At 71.1% G+C, this 16,277-nt stretch carries 17 protein-coding genes; 6 read left to right on the top strand and 11 right to left on the bottom strand.

Features of this window, described 5'->3' with window-relative positions; all coding sequences use genetic code 11:
• Positions 1 to 93 precede the first annotated feature (93 nt).
• A complete protein-coding gene (locus AB0I60_RS12035) occupies positions 94 to 1,155 on the bottom strand; it encodes an aspartate-semialdehyde dehydrogenase (RefSeq protein WP_360728236.1) in 1,062 nt (353 codons plus the stop codon).
• Positions 1,152 to 2,417: an aspartate kinase gene (locus AB0I60_RS12030; protein WP_360728234.1), complete on the bottom strand. Its 1,266-nt coding sequence runs from the start codon at positions 2,415 to 2,417 to the stop codon at positions 1,152 to 1,154. The genes AB0I60_RS12035 and AB0I60_RS12030 overlap by 4 nt, the downstream gene beginning before the upstream one ends.
• Before the next feature lie 113 nt (positions 2,418 to 2,530).
• On the opposite strand from AB0I60_RS12030, the gene AB0I60_RS12025 reads away from it, so the two are divergent.
• Both AB0I60_RS12025 and AB0I60_RS12020 read left to right on the top strand, forming a co-directional pair.
• Positions 2,531 to 3,733 carry a hypothetical protein gene (locus tag AB0I60_RS12025; protein WP_360728231.1) on the top strand — a complete coding sequence of 401 codons (1,203 nt, stop codon included), beginning with the start codon at positions 2,531 to 2,533 and terminating at the stop codon, positions 3,731 to 3,733.
• Positions 3,733 to 4,311, top strand: a complete 579-nt coding sequence (locus tag AB0I60_RS12020; protein ID WP_360728229.1) for a nitroreductase family protein — start codon at positions 3,733 to 3,735, stop codon at positions 4,309 to 4,311. The genes AB0I60_RS12025 and AB0I60_RS12020 overlap by 1 nt, the downstream gene beginning before the upstream one ends.
• A gap of 90 nt (positions 4,312 to 4,401) precedes the next feature.
• On the opposite strand, the gene AB0I60_RS12015 is transcribed toward AB0I60_RS12020, so the two are convergent.
• On the bottom strand, positions 4,402 to 4,701 hold the full coding sequence (locus AB0I60_RS12015; protein ID WP_015097698.1) for a hypothetical protein: 300 nt from the start codon (positions 4,699 to 4,701) through the stop codon (positions 4,402 to 4,404).
• A 227-nt stretch (positions 4,702 to 4,928) separates the two neighbouring features.
• On the opposite strand from AB0I60_RS12015, the gene leuA reads away from it, so the two are divergent.
• Positions 4,929 to 6,722 (top strand): 2-isopropylmalate synthase, encoded by a 1,794-nt coding sequence (gene leuA, locus AB0I60_RS12010; protein ID WP_360728226.1) that lies wholly within the window; start codon positions 4,929 to 4,931, stop codon positions 6,720 to 6,722.
• Positions 6,723 to 6,728: 6 nt separating this feature from the next.
• On the opposite strand, the gene AB0I60_RS12005 is transcribed toward leuA, so the two are convergent.
• Together AB0I60_RS12005 and AB0I60_RS12000 are read right to left on the bottom strand one after the other, a co-directional pair.
• Positions 6,729 to 6,908, bottom strand: coding sequence for a DUF397 domain-containing protein (locus tag AB0I60_RS12005; protein ID WP_360728223.1), 180 nt, complete (start codon positions 6,906 to 6,908; stop codon positions 6,729 to 6,731).
• A 15-nt stretch (positions 6,909 to 6,923) separates the two neighbouring features.
• Complete coding sequence (locus AB0I60_RS12000) at positions 6,924 to 7,763, bottom strand: helix-turn-helix transcriptional regulator (protein WP_360728221.1); 840 nt, start codon at positions 7,761 to 7,763, stop codon at positions 6,924 to 6,926.
• 138 nt (positions 7,764 to 7,901) lie between these two features.
• Between AB0I60_RS12000 and AB0I60_RS11995 the strand changes: the two genes are divergently transcribed.
• Both AB0I60_RS11995 and AB0I60_RS11990 read left to right on the top strand, forming a co-directional pair.
• A complete protein-coding gene (locus AB0I60_RS11995) occupies positions 7,902 to 8,345 on the top strand; it encodes a Scr1 family TA system antitoxin-like transcriptional regulator (protein ID WP_360728219.1) in 444 nt (147 codons plus the stop codon).
• A gap of 27 nt (positions 8,346 to 8,372) precedes the next feature.
• Complete coding sequence (locus AB0I60_RS11990) at positions 8,373 to 8,924, top strand: DedA family protein (RefSeq protein ID WP_360728216.1); 552 nt, start codon at positions 8,373 to 8,375, stop codon at positions 8,922 to 8,924.
• Here AB0I60_RS11990 and AB0I60_RS11985 read toward each other — a convergent pair.
• Positions 8,908 to 9,504: a TetR/AcrR family transcriptional regulator gene (locus tag AB0I60_RS11985; protein WP_360728213.1), complete on the bottom strand. Its 597-nt coding sequence runs from the start codon at positions 9,502 to 9,504 to the stop codon at positions 8,908 to 8,910. The genes AB0I60_RS11990 and AB0I60_RS11985 overlap by 17 nt on opposite strands.
• Before the next feature lie 74 nt (positions 9,505 to 9,578).
• On the opposite strand from AB0I60_RS11985, the gene AB0I60_RS11980 reads away from it, so the two are divergent.
• Positions 9,579 to 10,142: a TIGR03086 family metal-binding protein gene (locus tag AB0I60_RS11980; protein WP_360728211.1), complete on the top strand. Its 564-nt coding sequence runs from the start codon at positions 9,579 to 9,581 to the stop codon at positions 10,140 to 10,142.
• A gap of 57 nt (positions 10,143 to 10,199) precedes the next feature.
• On the opposite strand, the gene AB0I60_RS11975 is transcribed toward AB0I60_RS11980, so the two are convergent.
• From AB0I60_RS11975 to AB0I60_RS11955, 5 genes are all read right to left on the bottom strand, one after another.
• The gene (locus AB0I60_RS11975) at positions 10,200 to 11,291 is read right to left on the bottom strand and encodes an ABC transporter ATP-binding protein (RefSeq protein ID WP_360728556.1); all 1,092 of its coding nucleotides are present in this window, start codon (positions 11,289 to 11,291) and stop codon (positions 10,200 to 10,202) included.
• 119 nt (positions 11,292 to 11,410) lie between these two features.
• Positions 11,411 to 12,406, bottom strand: coding sequence for an ABC transporter ATP-binding protein (locus tag AB0I60_RS11970; protein ID WP_360728208.1), 996 nt, complete (start codon positions 12,404 to 12,406; stop codon positions 11,411 to 11,413).
• A gap of 3 nt (positions 12,407 to 12,409) precedes the next feature.
• Positions 12,410 to 13,348, bottom strand: a complete 939-nt coding sequence (locus AB0I60_RS11965) for an ABC transporter permease (protein ID WP_360728206.1) — start codon at positions 13,346 to 13,348, stop codon at positions 12,410 to 12,412.
• A gap of 5 nt (positions 13,349 to 13,353) precedes the next feature.
• The gene (locus tag AB0I60_RS11960; protein ID WP_360728203.1) at positions 13,354 to 14,358 is read right to left on the bottom strand and encodes an ABC transporter permease; all 1,005 of its coding nucleotides are present in this window, start codon (positions 14,356 to 14,358) and stop codon (positions 13,354 to 13,356) included.
• 29 nt (positions 14,359 to 14,387) lie between these two features.
• Entirely contained in the window at positions 14,388 to 16,070 is a 1,683-nt protein-coding gene (locus AB0I60_RS11955) for an ABC transporter substrate-binding protein (RefSeq protein WP_360728201.1), read from the bottom strand.
• Between the last annotated feature and the right edge of the window lie 207 nt (positions 16,071 to 16,277).

Below are 16,277 nucleotides of genomic sequence, written 5' to 3'. Positions count from 1 at the left end.
CCACGAACGGGCGATGCAGTCGAACGCGCGCACCCCCGGACGCAGCGACCCCGCCGGATCCCGAAGGTCCGGCGGGGTCGGTGGGTGCGCGTCCTAGAGGCGGCCGACCAGCTCTTCGGCGATCTCGTAGGTGTTGAGGGCCGCGCCCTTGCGCAGGTTGTCACCGCACACGAAGAAGTCCAGCGTGTTCGGGAAGTCCAGCGCTTGGCGCACCCGGCCGACGTAGGTCGGGTCCTCGCCGACGACGTCGACCGGCGTCGGGAACTCCTTCGCCGCCGGGTCGTCGACCAGGACGATCGTCGGCTGCGCGGCGAGGATCTTGTGCGCCTGCTCGACGGTCACCTCCCGGGCGAACGTCGCGTGCACGGCCAGCGAGTGCGTGGTCACGACCGGCACCCGGACGCACGTCGCCGAGACCTTCAGGTCCGGGATGCCGAGGATCTTGCGGGACTCGTTGCGGACCTTCAGCTCCTCGCTGGTCCAGCCCTCGTCCTTGAGCGACCCGGCCCACGGCACCACGTTCAGCGCCAGCGGCGCGGGGAACGGGGAGTCCGAGACCGGCAGGCCCGCCGCCTCCAGCACCTCCCGCACGTCACCGGCCCGGACGCCGACCTCCTTGCCCGCCAACGCCTCCAGCTCGCCGTAGAGCCGGTCGATCGCGGACTGGCCGCCGCCGGACGCCGCCTGGTACGACGCCACGACCAGCTCGCGCAGCCCGAACTCGCGGTGCAGCGCGCCGAGCGCGGCCATCATGGACAGCGTCGTGCAGTTCGGGTTGGCGATGATCCCCTTGGGGCGCGCGGAGATCGCGTCCGCGTTCACCTCGGGCACCACCAGCGGCACGTCCGGGTCCATCCGGAACGCGCCGGAGTTGTCCACCGCCACCGCGCCGCGCTCGGCCGCGACCGGGGCCCACTGCGCGGACACCTCGTCGGGCACGTCGAACATGGCGACGTCGACGCCGTCGAACGCCTCCGGCGACAGCGCGACGACGGTCAGCTCCTCGCCGCGCACGGTGATCTTCTTGCCCGCCGACCGGGGCGAGGCGATCAGCCTGATCTCGCCCCACGGCACCGACGGCCGGCCGTTGATGATGTCGATCATGACGGTGCCCACGGCACCGGTCGCGCCCACCAGGGCCAGCGTCGGGCTCATCGTCCACTCCCCGCGTACACCACGGCCTCTTCGTCCCCGCCCAGCTCGAACGCGTCGTGCAGCGCGCGGACGGCGTCGTCCAGCTGCGTGTCGCGGCAGATGACCGAGATCCGGATCTCCGAGGTCGAGATGATCTCGATGTTGACCCCGGCAGTCGCCAGGGCCTCGCAGAAGGTCGCCGTGACGCCGGGGTGCGAGCGCATCCCCGCGCCGATCAGCGACACCTTGCCGACGTGGTCGTCGTAGAGGACGGCCTCGAAGCCGATCTCCCCGCGCACCTTCTCCAGCGCCGCCACCGCGCGCGGGCCGTCGTCCTTCGACAGCGTGAAGGTCACGTCGGTGCGGCCGGACACGGCCTGGGAGACGTTCTGCACGACCATGTCGATGTCGAGCTCCGCCTCGGCCACGACCCGGAAGATCCGGGCCGCGACGCCGGGCAGGTCGGGGACCGCCGTCACGGTCACCTTGGCCTCGGACCGGTCGTGCGCGACGCCGGTGATCATCGCCTGTTCCACGGGAAGGTCCTCCACTGACCCGGACACGATGGTCCCGGGCTTGTTGCTGAACGAAGATCGGACGTGCACCGGGACGCCGTAGCGGCGGGCGTACTCGACGCAGCGGAGCATGAGCACCTTGGCCCCGCACGCGGCCATCTCGAGCATCTCCTCGTAGGTGATGGTCTCCAGCCGGCGGGCGTTGGGCACGATGCGCGGGTCGGCGGTGAACACGCCGTCCACATCGGTGTAGATCTCGCACACGTCGGCGTGCAGGGCCGCCGCCAACGCCACCGCGGTGGTGTCGGTGCCGCCCCGGCCGAGCGTGGTGATCTCCTTGCTGTCCTGGCTGACGCCCTGGAAGCCCGCGACGATCGCGATGGCGCCGTCGGCGAGCGCGTCCTGGATGCGGCTGGGCGTCACGTCGATGATGCGCGCCTTGCCGTGCACGGACGTGGTCAGCACGCCGGCCTGCGAGCCGGTGTACGAGCGCGCCTGCGCGCCCAGCGAGTGGATCGCCATCGCCAGCAGCGACATGGAGATGCGCTCACCGGCGGTGAGCAGCATGTCCATCTCGCGGGCGGGCGGCACCGGGGACACCTGGCGGGCGAGGTCGAGCAGCTCGTCGGTCGTGTCGCCCATCGCGGACACCGCCACCACGACGTCGTTGCCCGCTTTGCGGGTCGCCACGATGCGCTCGGCCACGCGTTTGATCCGCTCGGCGTCCCCGACCGAGGAACCGCCGTACTTCTGGACGACGAGCGCCACAGATCCTCTCCCTCCGAGCCGCAGCCTGAGCGGGGAAACCCCAGCTCGACGGGCAGACTACCCGTCCCGCGTGGTGGACAGCGGGGACCGTGACGGGCACTACCCTCGTCGTCGTGCCCACCCTGGAGGTCGTCCACGTCGAGCCGGAGGGCGCACCGCTGCCGGTGCGCGAGCGGCTGGCGCGCGCGGCCAGACACCGGGTGACCTTGGCGCTCGCGCCCGCCGTGCTGTTCCTGGCGGTGCGCGAGGCGGGCCTGCTGGCGCTGCGGCTGATGACCGAGCGCTGGAACAAGGACGTCGCCGGGGTTCTCACCTCGTGGGACGGGCAGTGGTTCCTGGGCATCGCCGAGGGCGGCTACGCGCACGTGGACCCGGGGCTGGTCGACGCGTTCTCGCGGCGCACCGACGAGACGCCGCTCGCGTTCTTCCCCGGCTACCCGGCGCTGGTCCGCTGGGTGGACGGGCTGCCCGGCGTGCCGGTGGTCGGCGCGGCGCTCGCGGTCTCGCTGGTGAGCGGGCTGTTCTGCGCCTACGGGCTGCACCGGCTGGGCAGCCGGGTGTCCGGCGGCTCGTACCGGGCCGGGCTGGTGCTGGTGGTGCTGTTCGCGGCGTCGCCGATGGCGGTCGTGCTGACGATGGCGTACTCGGAGGCCACGTTCTGCGCGCTCGCGGCGTGGTCGCTGGTCGGCGTGGTGGAACGGCGGTGGGTGCTCGCGGGCGCGTGCTGCGCGGCGGCCGGGCTCGTGCGGCCGACGGCGGCGGCGCTGGTCGTCGCGGTGTGCGCGGCGGCGGTCGTCGCGGTGGTCACCCGGCGGGGTGATCTCCGGGCGTGGGTCGGCGGTGTCGTCGCGCCGCTGGGGCTGCTCGGCTACCTCGGGTACGTGGCGCTGCGCACCGGGCAGTGGGACGGCTGGTTCGCCGTCCAGCGGGAGGGCTGGGACTCCCGGTTCGACGGCGGCGCGGCCACCTGGAAGTTCGCGCTGGTGGTGCTGGGCGACCCGCGCTCGGTGCTGGAACTGGCCACGGTGTGGTTCCTGGTGGCGGCGGTCGCGCTGGTGGCGCTGTGCGTGCGGCGCGGGCTGGAGTGGCCGCTGGTGGTGTACGCGGTGGGGGTGCTGGCGATGGACCTGGGGTCGAACGGGCTGATGAACTCCAAGGCGCGGCTGCTGGTGCCCGCGTTCACGCTGCTCGTCCCGGTGGCGCTGGCGCTGGTCCGGCGGCGGCCGTCCACGGCGGTGGCCGTGCTGGTGGGCGCGGTGGCGTTCAGCGCCTGGTTCGGTGCGTACGCCGTCACGGCTTGGCAGTATGCGATCTGATGGAACTCAACCCGATCATCGCCGACCGCTGGAGCCCCCGGGCCTTCGACGCGGAGGCGACCCTGCGCCCGGCCGACCTGACCCTGCTGCTGGAGGCCGCCCGCTGGGCTCCCTCGCACGGCAACACCCAGCCCGCGCGGTTCGTCGTGGGGCAGCGGGGGGACGACACCTTCCGCCGGATCTTCGACGTGCTGCGGCCCGGCAACCAGCTGTGGGCCGGGCGGGCGTCGGTGCTGCTGCTCGGCGCGCGGGCGACGGCCGACGAGCGCGGCCCGGTGCCGAACAGCGAGTACGGGCTGGGGCTGGCGGTGCAGAACCTGGCGTTGCAGGCCGTGGATTTGGGCCTGGTGACCCACCAGATGGGCGGTTTCGACCACGAGGCGGCGGCTCGGGCGTTTGCCCTGCCGGAAGATGTCGTGCCGGTAGTCGTGGTGGCCATCGGAAAACTCGGCGACGTGGGCATCCTGCCGGAGGAATTGCAGGCGCGGGAGAAGCGACCGCGTGAGCGCAAACCGCTGTCCGAGACGGTGTTCACCAGCACGTGGGGCACGCCGTGGACCCCTGGGGCGGATGCGTGAGGACGGCGTTCCCACGACGACCGGGACCCGCGCGGGTGCGGAGCGCACCGTCGGCTGCGGGTCCCGGTCGTGGTGGGAGCGGGGTTGCGGCTACCGGGCTACGACACGGGCCAGGAGGCCGGTGACGACCAGCCAGAACACGGCTGCCAGACCGTAGTTGACGATGACGTCGAGGTTGGCGTTGCCGAGCTGGAACAGACCGGGGAAGAACAGGGCCAGCGGCTCTGCGAGCTGCTGGATGAAGCGGAAGAACGCGTTGGCCTGGTTCGCCCCGAAGAGGATCATGAGGATGTAGAGCACCTCGATGAGCGCGAACACAGCGCCAACACCGCTGATCACCCGGGCAGCGGTGAAGCCGCCGCTGCGCGTTGAGGTTCGCCATCTGGACATGTCAGAGAAGTGCCCCAGCCACGATCGAGTGAAACTCGGACGGGTGAAGTTCCACCATCTGGGCGGCCGGTTCCACGTTCGCGCGGATTCTGGTTAACCTGTGCGACGTGGCACGTGCCCTCCTGCTTCGCCGCCGTGACGGGGTCTGACCAGACCGGCCCCCCGTCGCGGGTTCGAGCGTTGCCGCCGGTCGTCCTCCCCCCAGGCCCGGCAGGAGCCCCTCAGCCATGACGACCTCACCCGACGCGTACACCTCCGGCGTCAGCCGCATCCGGCCCCCAGCGCGACCCGCCCCGGCGGACCAGCCCGCGTGGAACCCGCAGCGCGGCACCTCGATGCCGGTCCACCGCTACCGGCCCTTCCACGAGCTGGTCGAGGTGGTCGACGTACCCGACCGCACCTGGCCGGCCAAGCGCATCGAGCAGGCACCCCTGTGGTGCGCGGTCGACCTGCGCGACGGCAACCAGGCGCTGATCGACCCCATGTCCCCCGCCCGCAAGCGCAAGATGTTCGACCTGCTGGTGCGCATGGGCTACAAGGAGATCGAGGTCGGCTTCCCGGCCGCCTCGCAGACCGACTTCGACTTCGTCCGGGAGATCATCGAGGACGGCGCGATCCCGCCGGACGTGACTATCCAGGTGCTGACCCAGTGCCGCGCCGAGCTGATCGCGCGCACCTTCGAGGCGCTGCGCGGCGCGGGCAAGGCGATCGTCCACTTCTACAACTCGACGTCGGTCCTGCAACGCCGGGTCGTGTTCAAGTCCGACCGCGAGGGCATCAAGAAGATCGCCACCGACGCGGCCCGCTTCGCGCTGGAAGAGGCGAAGAAGTACCCGGAGACCGAGTTCCGCTACGAGTACTCGCCCGAGTCCTACACCGGCACCGAGCTGTCGTACGCGCTGGAGGTGTGCGACGCCGTCTCCGAGGTCGTGCAGCCCACGCCGGACCGGCCGCTGATCATCAACCTGCCGGCGACCGTCGAGATGGCCACGCCGAACGTCTACGCCGACTCGATCGAGTGGATGTCGCGCAACCTGGCCCGCCGCGACTCGATCATCCTGTCCCTGCACCCGCACAACGACCGGGGCACCGGCGTGGCCGCCGCCGAGCTGGGCTACCTGGCGGGCGCGGACCGGATCGAGGGCTGCCTGTTCGGCAACGGCGAGCGGACCGGCAACGTCTGCCTGGTCACGCTGGCGATGAACATGTTCGGCCAGGGCGTCGACCCGCAGATCGACTTCTCCGACATCGACGAGATCCGCCGCACGGTCGAGTACTGCAACCAGCTGCCCGTCGCCGAGCGCCACCCGTACGGCGGCGACCTGGTGTTCACCGCGTTCTCCGGCTCGCACCAGGACGCGATCAAGAAGGGCCTGGAAGCCCTGGAGGACGCCGCCAAGTCCGCCGGGCAGCACGTGGACGAGTACCCGTGGGAGGTCCCGTACCTGCCGATCGACCCGAAGGACGTGGGCCGCAGCTACGAGGCCGTCATCCGGGTCAACTCGCAGTCCGGCAAGGGCGGCGTGGCGTACCTGATGAAGACCGAGCACCACCTGGACCTGCCGCGCCGGCTCCAGGTCGAGTTCTCCCGGGTGATCCAGGAGGTCACCGACACGCACGGCGGCGAGATCTCGCCGAAGGACATGTGGGACTCGTTCTCCACCGAGTACCTGGACGGGTCCGTGCCGCTGAAGCTGGTGCGGCAGAAGGTGACCGGCGACGGCAGCGGCCACGAGAAGATCAAGGCCGTGCTGGTCGTGGACGGGGAGACCCAGGAGGTCACCGGCACCGGCAACGGCCCGATCGCCGCGTTCGTGGACGCGCTGGCCACCGTCGGCTACGACGTGCGGGTGCTGGACTACTCGGAGCACGCCATGTCGGCGGGCGACGACGCCCGCGCCGCCGCGTACCTGGAGTGCGCGGTGGGCGACCGCGTGCTGTGGGGCGTGGGCATCGACAGCTCCACGGTGTCCGCGTCGCTGCGCGCGGTCGTCTCGGCCCTGAACCGGGCCCACCGCTGAGGTCGGTCAGCCCCGGCTGACGGCGAGGAAGGCGGCCCACCGCGCGGTGGGGAAACCGAGCACGGGGCCGTCGGCGTTCTTGGAGTCGCGCACCCCGGTCACGGCCGGGGTCGCGCGGACTTCGACGCAGTTGCCGTTGTTGGCCGAGTACGTGGACTTGATCCAGCGGGGGGCGGGGACGGTCATGGCTATCTCCGGTTGCTACAGATCCTTGAGCCGCGAGGCGATCAGGGATCGGGACTCTCGGCGCGACAGCGCCGCTTCGCGAAGATTCTTCGCGGACATGCTATAGGCACGGACCTGCGCGGGGTCCTGCACGTTGAGCGCCCCTTCCTGGAGTTCGACGTACACGGCGTCGCGGAAGTTGTCGAAGCCGAGCAGCACGAAGGGGCCCGTGTCGGCCGAATGCACGCCGACGCTCGTCCGGATCACCTGGATCTCCACAGTGGACCGCTCGCCCAGTTCGAGCAGGTGTGCCAACTGGCCGCGCATGGTGCCGTCGTCGCCGACCGGCCGGTGCAGCGCGGACTCCTCGATGATCGCGTGCAGCTCCAGCGGGCGCGCGGGCTCGGTCAGCCGCCGCTGGCGCTCCATCCGGAAGTGGACGACGCGGTCGCCCCGGTCGGGCCGGACCCGCCGCGAGAAGGCCGTCACGGCGGTGGCGTACGCCTCCGTCTGGAGGAGGGCCGGCAGCACGATCGGCTCGTAGGTGAACTCGGTCGACGCGAGCCGTTCGAGCCCGACGAACGTCCGGAACCAGTCCGGGACCACGTCGGTCCAGGCACCCCACCAGGTGCTCTCGTCGTCCTGGCTCGCCAACGCCACGACGCGGTCGATGTCGGCCCGGTCCGCGCCGTAGAACCCGAGCAGCAGGGCGACCTCGTCGGGGCGCTGGCGGTACATGCCCGCCTCGATCTGGCTGATCTTGCCCGAGGTGCACCCGATGACCTTGGCCGCCTCGGTGCCCTTCTTGCGCGCCCGATCACGGTGTTCGCGCAGTTCGTTGCCGATCAGCCAGCTCAACGCCGAGGCTTCAGCCACGCGCCCCTCCTTCGTGTCGGGGCAAGTCTGCCCGGTGGCCGCCCCGGCCCGGCAGTCACCCGATCGAGGAATTCCTAAAAACTTAGGTAACTCTATAGCTTAGGGTTCCGACACAGGCCCGAGCCGCCGGGAGGCGCGATGTCCGACGAACCGGTTGCCCGGCCGCGTGGCCGGTCCGACGCCGTCCCGCGCTCGGCCACGCACGATGACGACCGGGCGCTGCTGAGCCTGCTGTGCCGCACGGCCGAGCGGATCGACGTCCTGTCCCCGACCGGAGCACTCGAGCTGGACGGGCTCGACGCCGCCCGGTGCACCGTCTACGTCTCCGAAGGCGCCACCGTCGACCGGGCCGACGTCACGCTCCGGGTCATCCCGTGGCAGGTGGGGGCGTACCCCGGGATCGGGCACGTGTTCACGCTCTTCCGGCTGCCCGGAGGCCGTTCGGTCGTCCACCACCCCTGCCCGCACGGCGCGGTTTTCACGGAGGACGCCGCCGAGTGCCGCGCGGCGCGCGAGGTGTTCGACCGCCTTCCCGCCTTCAGCGCTGAACGTCCGCTGAAGAGTCCGACCGGCCGGGGATGATCGGGGCGTGGGTGGCGTTGCCGGATCATGACCGCTCTGCTGGTGCTCTTCGTGGTGGCCGCCGTGCCCTTGCTGCCCACGGAGGCCGCGCTGATCGGCAGTGGTGTGCTCGCCGCGTCCGGGGAGCTGCCGCTGCCGGCGGTGATCGCCGTGGCGGCGGTCGGGTGCTTCGTGGCCGACCTGGTCAACTACTCGGTCGGGCGGTTCGCCGGGGCGCGGGCGGTGCGGCGGTTCCGGCGGCCCGGGGCGCGGGCAGTGGTCGGGTGGACCGCCGACCGGCTCGCCGCGCGCGGGGAGGTGGCGCTCGTCGCGGTGCGGTGGGTGCCCGGGGGCGGTGTCGTGGGCGCGCTGGTCGCCGGGTCGCTGCGGTGGCCGGTGCGGCGGTTCGCGCCGGTCGCGTTCGTCGGGTCGGTGCTGTGGTGCGCTTACACGGGGCTGCTCGGGTACGTCGGCGGCCGGGTCGTGGAGGAGCCGCTGGTCGCGCTGGCGCTGTCGTGGGGGGTGGCGCTGCTGGCCGGCGTGCCGGTGGGGGTGGCGGTGCGAGCCGCGCGGCGCGGGCCGGTCACGCCTGCCGGGTAGCGCGGTCCAGGGCCCGGCGGACGGCGGTGCGGGCGCGGGCGTAGGCGTCGGTGTCGCCGTGCAGCACGGACCGGGCGTTGGCCAGGTCGAGGTACGCGACCACCTCGAAGGCGAGCTGCGCCGGGTCGCCGACGAGTCCGGGCACGTCCGCCGCGGCGGTCCGGACCAGCTCGGCCCAGCTCCGGTCGAACTCGGCGATCGAGTCGCGCACCCGTCCGGGGCGGGCGTCGAACTCGGCCTGGACCGAGTAGAAGAAGCAGCCGCCGGGGAACGTGCGGCGCTGCGAGTAGGCGAGCCAGCCGTCCAGCAGGCGTTCCAGCCGGGCGAGGCCCGTCGCGCCGCCCGCCGGGGTGACCACCTCGTCGACGAAGATCTTCGCCGCCGCCCGGACGGTGGCGAGCTGCAACTCCTCCTTCGACCCGAAGTGGGCGAACACGCCGCTCTTGCTGACCCCCAGCTCGGTCGCCAGCCGCCCGATGGACAGCCCCTCCAGGCCCTCCACCGACGCGATCTCGGCGGCCCGCCGCAGGATCTGCCGCCGGGTCTGCTCGCCGCGCTCCACCCGTCCGTCGACCTTCACACCGCCCACGCTAGCCCCCTTGACCGCTCGCAAACTAATTGTACGATCGTTCGTACAACTTTTGAGGGGGTTTCGTGGACCTGCTGGAGCTCGACCGCACCGCCATCGACCGCAACACCGCGCTGCTCGCAGCGCTCGAACCGGAGCAGCTCGACCTGCCGAGCCCGTGCGCGGGCTGGACCGTCCGCGACGTCGCGCGGCACCTGGTCGACATGTCGATCCAGTTCGACGTCGGCGCGCACGGCGGCAAACCCCGCACGGGGATCTCCGACGACCTGGTCGCGTCCTACGCCACGGCGAGCGACCTGGTCACCGAGTCGTTCCGGGCCGACGGCTTCCTGGACCGGCGCGCGGTCCTGCCGGGTTTCGGCGAGCACCCCGGCCGCAACCTGATCGGCGCCCACTTCGTGGACACGGTGGTGCACTGGTGGGACATCAAGCGCGCGCTCGGCGGCGACAGCGCGCTGGACGACGACCTCGCGCTGGTCGCCTACAAGGTGGCCCGCCGCTACCCGGACACGCCCGGGATGAGGGGTCCGGGGGCGGCGTTCGGGCCGGCGCTGGACGTCGCCGAGGACGCCCCGGTCACCGACAAGCTGGTCGCGCTGCTCGGCCGCTCGCCCGACTGGCGGGCCTGACCGCTGGCGGGACGGCCGTGCGGGGTGCCGTCCAGGGGGAGGCACCCCGCACGGGCGTCACGGGTTGAGCGCCTCGGTCACCGACGCCGGGCCGACCAGCGGGACGTCCGGCGAGAGGCCGTCCCCCTCCTCGACCAGCACGGCCTCGACCTCGTGCGGCCGGATCCGGCCGGAGCGGATGTCCTCCGCCCAGTGGCACGCGACCTTGTGGCCCGGCAGCACCTCGCGCAACTGCGGCCGGTCGGTCGAGCACTTCGTCGCCTGCTTCCACGGGCACCGGGTGTGGAACCGGCAGCCGTTCGGCGGGTTCGCCGGCGACGGCAGGTCGCCCTTGAGCAGGATCCGCTCGCGGCGGTCCTCCACCAGCGGGTCCGGCACCGGGATCGCCGACAGCAGCGCCCGGGTGTAGGGGTGCAGCGGCTCGGCGTAGAGGTCGTCCGAGGTCGCCTCCTCCACCAGGCCGCCCAGGTACATCACGCCGACCCGGTCGGAGATGTGCCGCACCACGGCCAGGTCGTGCGCGATCACCAGGTAGGTGAGCCCGAACTGCTCCTGGAGCTCCTCCAGCAGGTTCACCACCTGCGCCTGCACCGACACGTCGAGCGCGGAGACCGGCTCGTCGGCGATGATCAGGTCCGGTTCCACGGCCAGCGCGCGGGCGATGCCGATGCGCTGGCGCTGACCGCCGGAGAACTCGTGCGGGTACTTGCGCAGCGACTTGGTCGGCAGGCCGACCGCGCCCAGCAGGTCCCGCAGCCGCTTGCCGGTGGCCTCCTTGCCCTTGTCCAGGTCGTGCGCCCGCAGGCCCTCGACCAGGATGGACTCCACGGACTGCCGGGGGTCCAGCGAGGACATGGGGTCCTGGAAGACCATCTGCATCCGCCGCCGCATGGTGCGCAGCGACTCGCCCTTGAGCGTGGTGAGGTCCGTGCCGTCGAACACCACCCGGCCGGCGGTCGGCTCGGTCAGCCGCAGGATCGCCCGCCCGAGGGTGGACTTGCCGCAGCCGGACTCGCCGACCAGGCCGTAGGTCTCCCCGCGCCGGACGCTGAGGTCCACCCCGTCCACGGCGTACACGTACCCGACCGTCCGGTCCAGCACGATCCCCCGCTTGATCGGGAAGTGCACCTTGATGCCCTGCACGGACATCAGCTCGTCCGCCGTGGACGCACCCGGCGCCCCGGCCGCGTCCGGGGCCGACCGCGCCGGGGAGGCCCCGGTGGAGCCCACCGGCCCGCCGGGCACCGCCGCCGCTTCGCTCTGCGAACTCATGCCGACACCTCCTCGGGCACCGTGGGCCGGACCGGGTTGTGGCAGCGCAGCAGCCTGCCCGCGCCCAGGTCCTCCTGCTCGGGCGTCCGCTCGACGCACACGTCCAGCGCGTTCGGGCAGCGCGGCGCGAAGGCGCAGCCGTGGTCCCACGGGATGTTGTCGGCCACCGAACCCCTGATGGGGTGCAGCTTCTCGCCGCGCGGCGCGTCCAGCCTCGGGATCGAGGCCAGCAGGCCGTGCGTGTACGGGTGGCGCGGCTGCGCGAACAGCTCGTGCCGCTGCGCCTTCTCCACGACCCGCCCGCCGTACAGGACGTTGACCTCGTCGCACAGCCCGGCCACGACGCCCAGGTCGTGCGTGATCATCACCAGCGCGGTGCCCAGGTCCTGCACGAGTTCCTTGAGCAGGGCCAGGATCTGCGCCTGGATGGTCACGTCCAGCGCGGTGGTCGGCTCGTCCGCGATGAGCAGCCGGGGCCGGCACGCCAGCGCGATCGCGATCAGCGCGCGCTGCCGCATCCCGCCGGAGAGCTGGTGCGGGTACTCCGAGAGCCGCCGGTTCGGGTCCGGGATGCCGACCTTGTCTAGCAGGTCCGCCGCCTCGACCATGGCCTTCTTGCGCGGCATGTCCCGGTGCCGCTCCAGCACCTCGGTCACCTGCACGCCGATCGGGATGACCGGGTTGAGCGAGGACAGCGGGTCCTGGAACACCATGCCCAGGTCGCGGCCACGCCGGTCGCGCATCTCCTTGTCCGACAGGGACAGCAGGTTCACGCCCTCGTAGGACACGGTCCCGCTGACCCGCGCGCCGCGCTTGGGCAGCAGCCCCATCACGGCCAGCGAGGTGACCGACTTGCCGCACCCCGACTCGCCGACCAGGCCCACGGTCTGGCCCGGTTCCACGTCGAAGCTCACGTGGTCGACGGCGGTGAAGGGCTGCTCCCCCTTGCGCTCGAAAACCACGGTGAGGTCACGCACTTCCAGCAACGCCATGACTCACCGCCTGCTCTTGGGGTCGAGGGCTTCGCGCAGGGTCTCGCCCATGAGCGTGAACCCCAGCGCCACCACGATGATGCAACCCGCCGGCCAGGCCGCCAGGTGCGGGTGCGTGTCGAACACGTTCTGCACGTCGCCCAGCATCTGCCCCCACTCCGGGATGCGGTCGTCGGGGTTGCCCAGGCCGAGGAAAGACAGCGCCGCCGCGTCGATGATGGCCGTGGCCAGCACCAGCGTGGACTGCACGATCACCGGGCCGAGCGAGTTGGGCAGCATGTGCCGGAACACGATCGCCCCCGGCTTCACGCCCAGCGCGGTGGCCGCCAGGACGTGGTCGCTGTGCCGCTGCGCGAGCATGGAGCCGCGCAGCAGCCGGGCGAAGACCGGGATCTGCACCACCGCCACCGCGACGATGACGGTGTACTGGTTGGGGCGGGCGAACAGCGCGCTGATGCTGAACGCCAGCAGCAGGCTGGGCAGCGACAGCATGACGTCGACCAGCCGCATGACGACCGAGTCGACCCAGCCGCCGAACGCGCCGGCCAGCGTGCCCAGCGTCAACCCGCCGGCCAGCCCGATCAGGGTGGCCAGCACGCCGACGATCAGCGTCTGCTGCGAGCCGACCAGCACCCGGGAGAAGAAGTCCCGGCCCTGGAGGTCCCCGCCCAGCGGGTGGCCGTCCTGGGGCTGCGGGATCTCGTTGCGGGCCTTCACGACCTGGTCGATGAGCATCGGGTCGGACGGGTCCTGCGGCGCCAGCCACGGCGCGAGCAGGGAGATCAGCACGAACAGGCCGATGATGACCGCGCCGGTGAGGAACACCGGGCTGCGGCGCAGCGTCCGCCACGCGCTCGCGGCCAGGCTGACCCCGGCGTCGGGCTCGGCGCTCGACGCGGCCAGCGCGTCGATCCTGTCCTTCTTCCTGGTGGGAGTGACCATCGCGGCTACCTCGTCCTGATCCGAGGGTCGATGAACGCGTACGAGAGGTCCACCAGCAGGTTGACCACCACGTAGACGATCGTGGCCATGATGATCAGCAGCAGCAGCACCGGGTAGTCCCGTCGCTCGAACCCGATCGCCAGCGCCTGGCCGACCCCGGGCAGGGAGAACACCTTCTCGGTCAGCACCGCGCCGGCGAGCAGCGCACCGGTCTGGAGACCGATCGTGGTGACGACGGGCAGCATCGCGTTGCGCAGGACGTGCCGCTGCCGGATGGTCGGGGCGGTGAGGCCCTTGGACTCGGCGGTGCGGACGTAGTCCTCGTCGAGGACGTCGAGCACGGCCGCCCGGGTGATGCGGAAGACCACCGCGAACGGGATGGTGGACAGCGCGATCGCGGGCAGGATCAGGTGCTCGATCGCGTTCCAGGCCGCGTCCCACTCCTGGGTGATCACGCCGTCGAACACGAAGAACCCGGTGACCCGGGTGGCGTCGATGGCGTCCTGGCGGCCCTCGGTGGGCAGGCCCAGCACCGAGGACAGGCTGTCCTTGAGCACGTAGGCCAGGAAGAACACCGGGACGGCGACGCCGATCAGCGAGCCGCCGACGCTGAGGTTGTCGAACCAGCTCCCGCGCCGCTTCGCCGCCATGTACCCGAGCGGGATGCCGAACGCGATGGCGATCACGATCGCCAGGAAGCTCAGCTCGATGGTGGCGGGGAACCGCTGGAGGAAGATCTCCATGGCCGAGTCGCCGGGCTGGACACCGGTCGAGGTGCCGAAGTCGCCGGACAGGGCGCGGCCGAGGAACTTGAAGTACTGGGTGACGATCGGCTGGTCCAAGCCGAGCTGTCGGGTGAGGGCTTCCCGCGACTCGGGCGTGGCGCGCTCCCCCAGGAGGGCCGAGACCGGCCCACCCGGGAGAGCGCGCAACCACGCGAAGAGCAGCAGGGACAGCACCAGCACCACGCCGACCAGCTGGATGAGCCGTCGGATCGTGTAGCGGAGCATTGAGCTACCCCGTCATCTCTGTCGGTCCGTCAGCCCTTGCTGGCCGAGCCGAACTTCTCGTCGGTCAGCGGGCTGGGCGTGACGCCCTGGATCTCCTTCTTGAACACGATCGCGGGCGGGGAGTGCGAGATGGCGATGGCGGGCAGGTACTCCTCCATCAGCTTCTTGTTCAGCTCCTCGTACTGCTTGGTGCGCTTGGCGGCGTCCGGCTCGGCGTTGGCCGCGGCCAGGGCGTCGGCCAGCGGCTTGCCCCACGGCGACTTGCCGGTGTTGAACCGGTTGTCGGTGCGGCCGAAGAACGTGCCCACCCAGTTGTGCGCGGTGCCGTTGTCACCGGTCCAGCCCAGCAGGAACAGGTCCGGGGCGCCGTTGTCGACGTCGGTCAGGTAGCCGCCGTTCCACGGCTTGCTGGTGGTCTCGATCTTGATGCCGGCCTTCTGGAGGTCGCCGGCGATCGCGCCGTAGAGGTCCTTCGGGCTGGGCATGTACGGCCGGGTGACCTCGGTCGGCCAGTAGAACTTCAGCGTCAGGTCGGACGCGCCCGCCTCGGCGAGCAGCGCCTTGGCCTTGTCCAGGTCGTACGGCACGGCCTTGAGCGACTTGTCGTAGCCGTCCACCGCCGGCGGCATGAACTGGGTGGCCACCGCCGCGCCCTCGGGCAGCTGCGACTTGACCAGCTGCTCGCGGTTGATCGCGTACTGGAGCGCCTGGCGGACCTTGAGGTCCTGGAGCTTCGGGTTGTTGAGCTGGTTGATGCCCAGGTACAGCACGTTGAACGGCGGGCGCACCTTGACGTCGAAGCCGTCGCTCTTCAGCCCGGCCCAGTCGGCCGCGTTGGGCAGGTCGTAGCCGTCGATGTCGCCGGCCTTGAGCGCCTGCTTGCGGGCGGTCTCGTCCGGGATGATCTTGAAGACGACCTTGTCCAGCTTGGCCTTGGTGCCGTGGTAGTCGTCGTTGCGGACGATCTCCACCACGTTGTTGGCCTTGTCGAACTTGCCGAACTTGAACGGGCCGGTGCCGGTCGGGTGCTCGTTGGCGTAGGCCGGGTAGGTGAACGCGTCACCGGCCGCCACGACGTTGTCGGCGTCGTACTTCTTGAGCGCCTCAGGGCTCGACATGGAGAACGAGGGGAACGCCAGCAGCGACGGGAACTGCGACGTCGACGTGGTCAGCTCGACGACCGCGGTCTTCGCGTCCTTGGCCGCGCACGACTTGAACAGCGACGGCTTGTCCGGGGTGTCCGCGAAGCCGCCGAAGTTGTCCAGCCAGTACTGCGAAACGGCCTCGCTCTGCGCGACGCCCTTCTGGTTGTACCAGCGGTCGAAGTTCGCGCACACGGCTTCGGCGTTGAACGCCGTGCCGTCGTGGAATTTCACATTTTCTTTGAGTGTGAACGTCCACGTCTTGCCATCCGTGGAGTGATCCCACTTCTCCGCGAGAGCGGGTTCGACGTCGGCGGTGCCCGGCTTGAAGCCGACCAGGCCCTCGAACATCTGCCGGGCGACGCGGAAGGTCTCGCCGTCGGTGGCGTAGAACGGGTCGAACAGCTTGGGAGCACCGGCCGCGCCGAAGGTGAGGGTGCCACCCGTCTTGCCGGACCCCGATTCGTCACCGCGGTCGGATTGGGCGCAAGCGGACAGTGCGAGCGCGGCGACGCCGGTCAGGCCGATCGCGGCCGTCCAGCGGCGCCGGGCCGTTCGGGAATGAGCCATCAAACACCCCTTGTGGAAATCCGGGATCACACGGTGTGGTCAGCGACCCTAACCGGTCACCACAACCCTTCAGAGGTAACACAGGTCACGATCCGGCCACGTGGAACGGCATTCTCGTACTTCTGGCGCATGTTCGCTGACCCAACGTGACGACGACGCGTCGGGCAAACGCTCTCCTACGCTGTACAACGGACAACAGAAAGCCGC

Origin of the sequence: Actinosynnema sp. NPDC050436 (genome assembly GCF_040655415.1) — a bacterium.
Lineage (GTDB): Bacteria > Actinomycetota > Actinomycetes > Mycobacteriales > Pseudonocardiaceae > Actinosynnema.
This window is presented reverse-complemented; position numbering and strand designations above follow the sequence as displayed.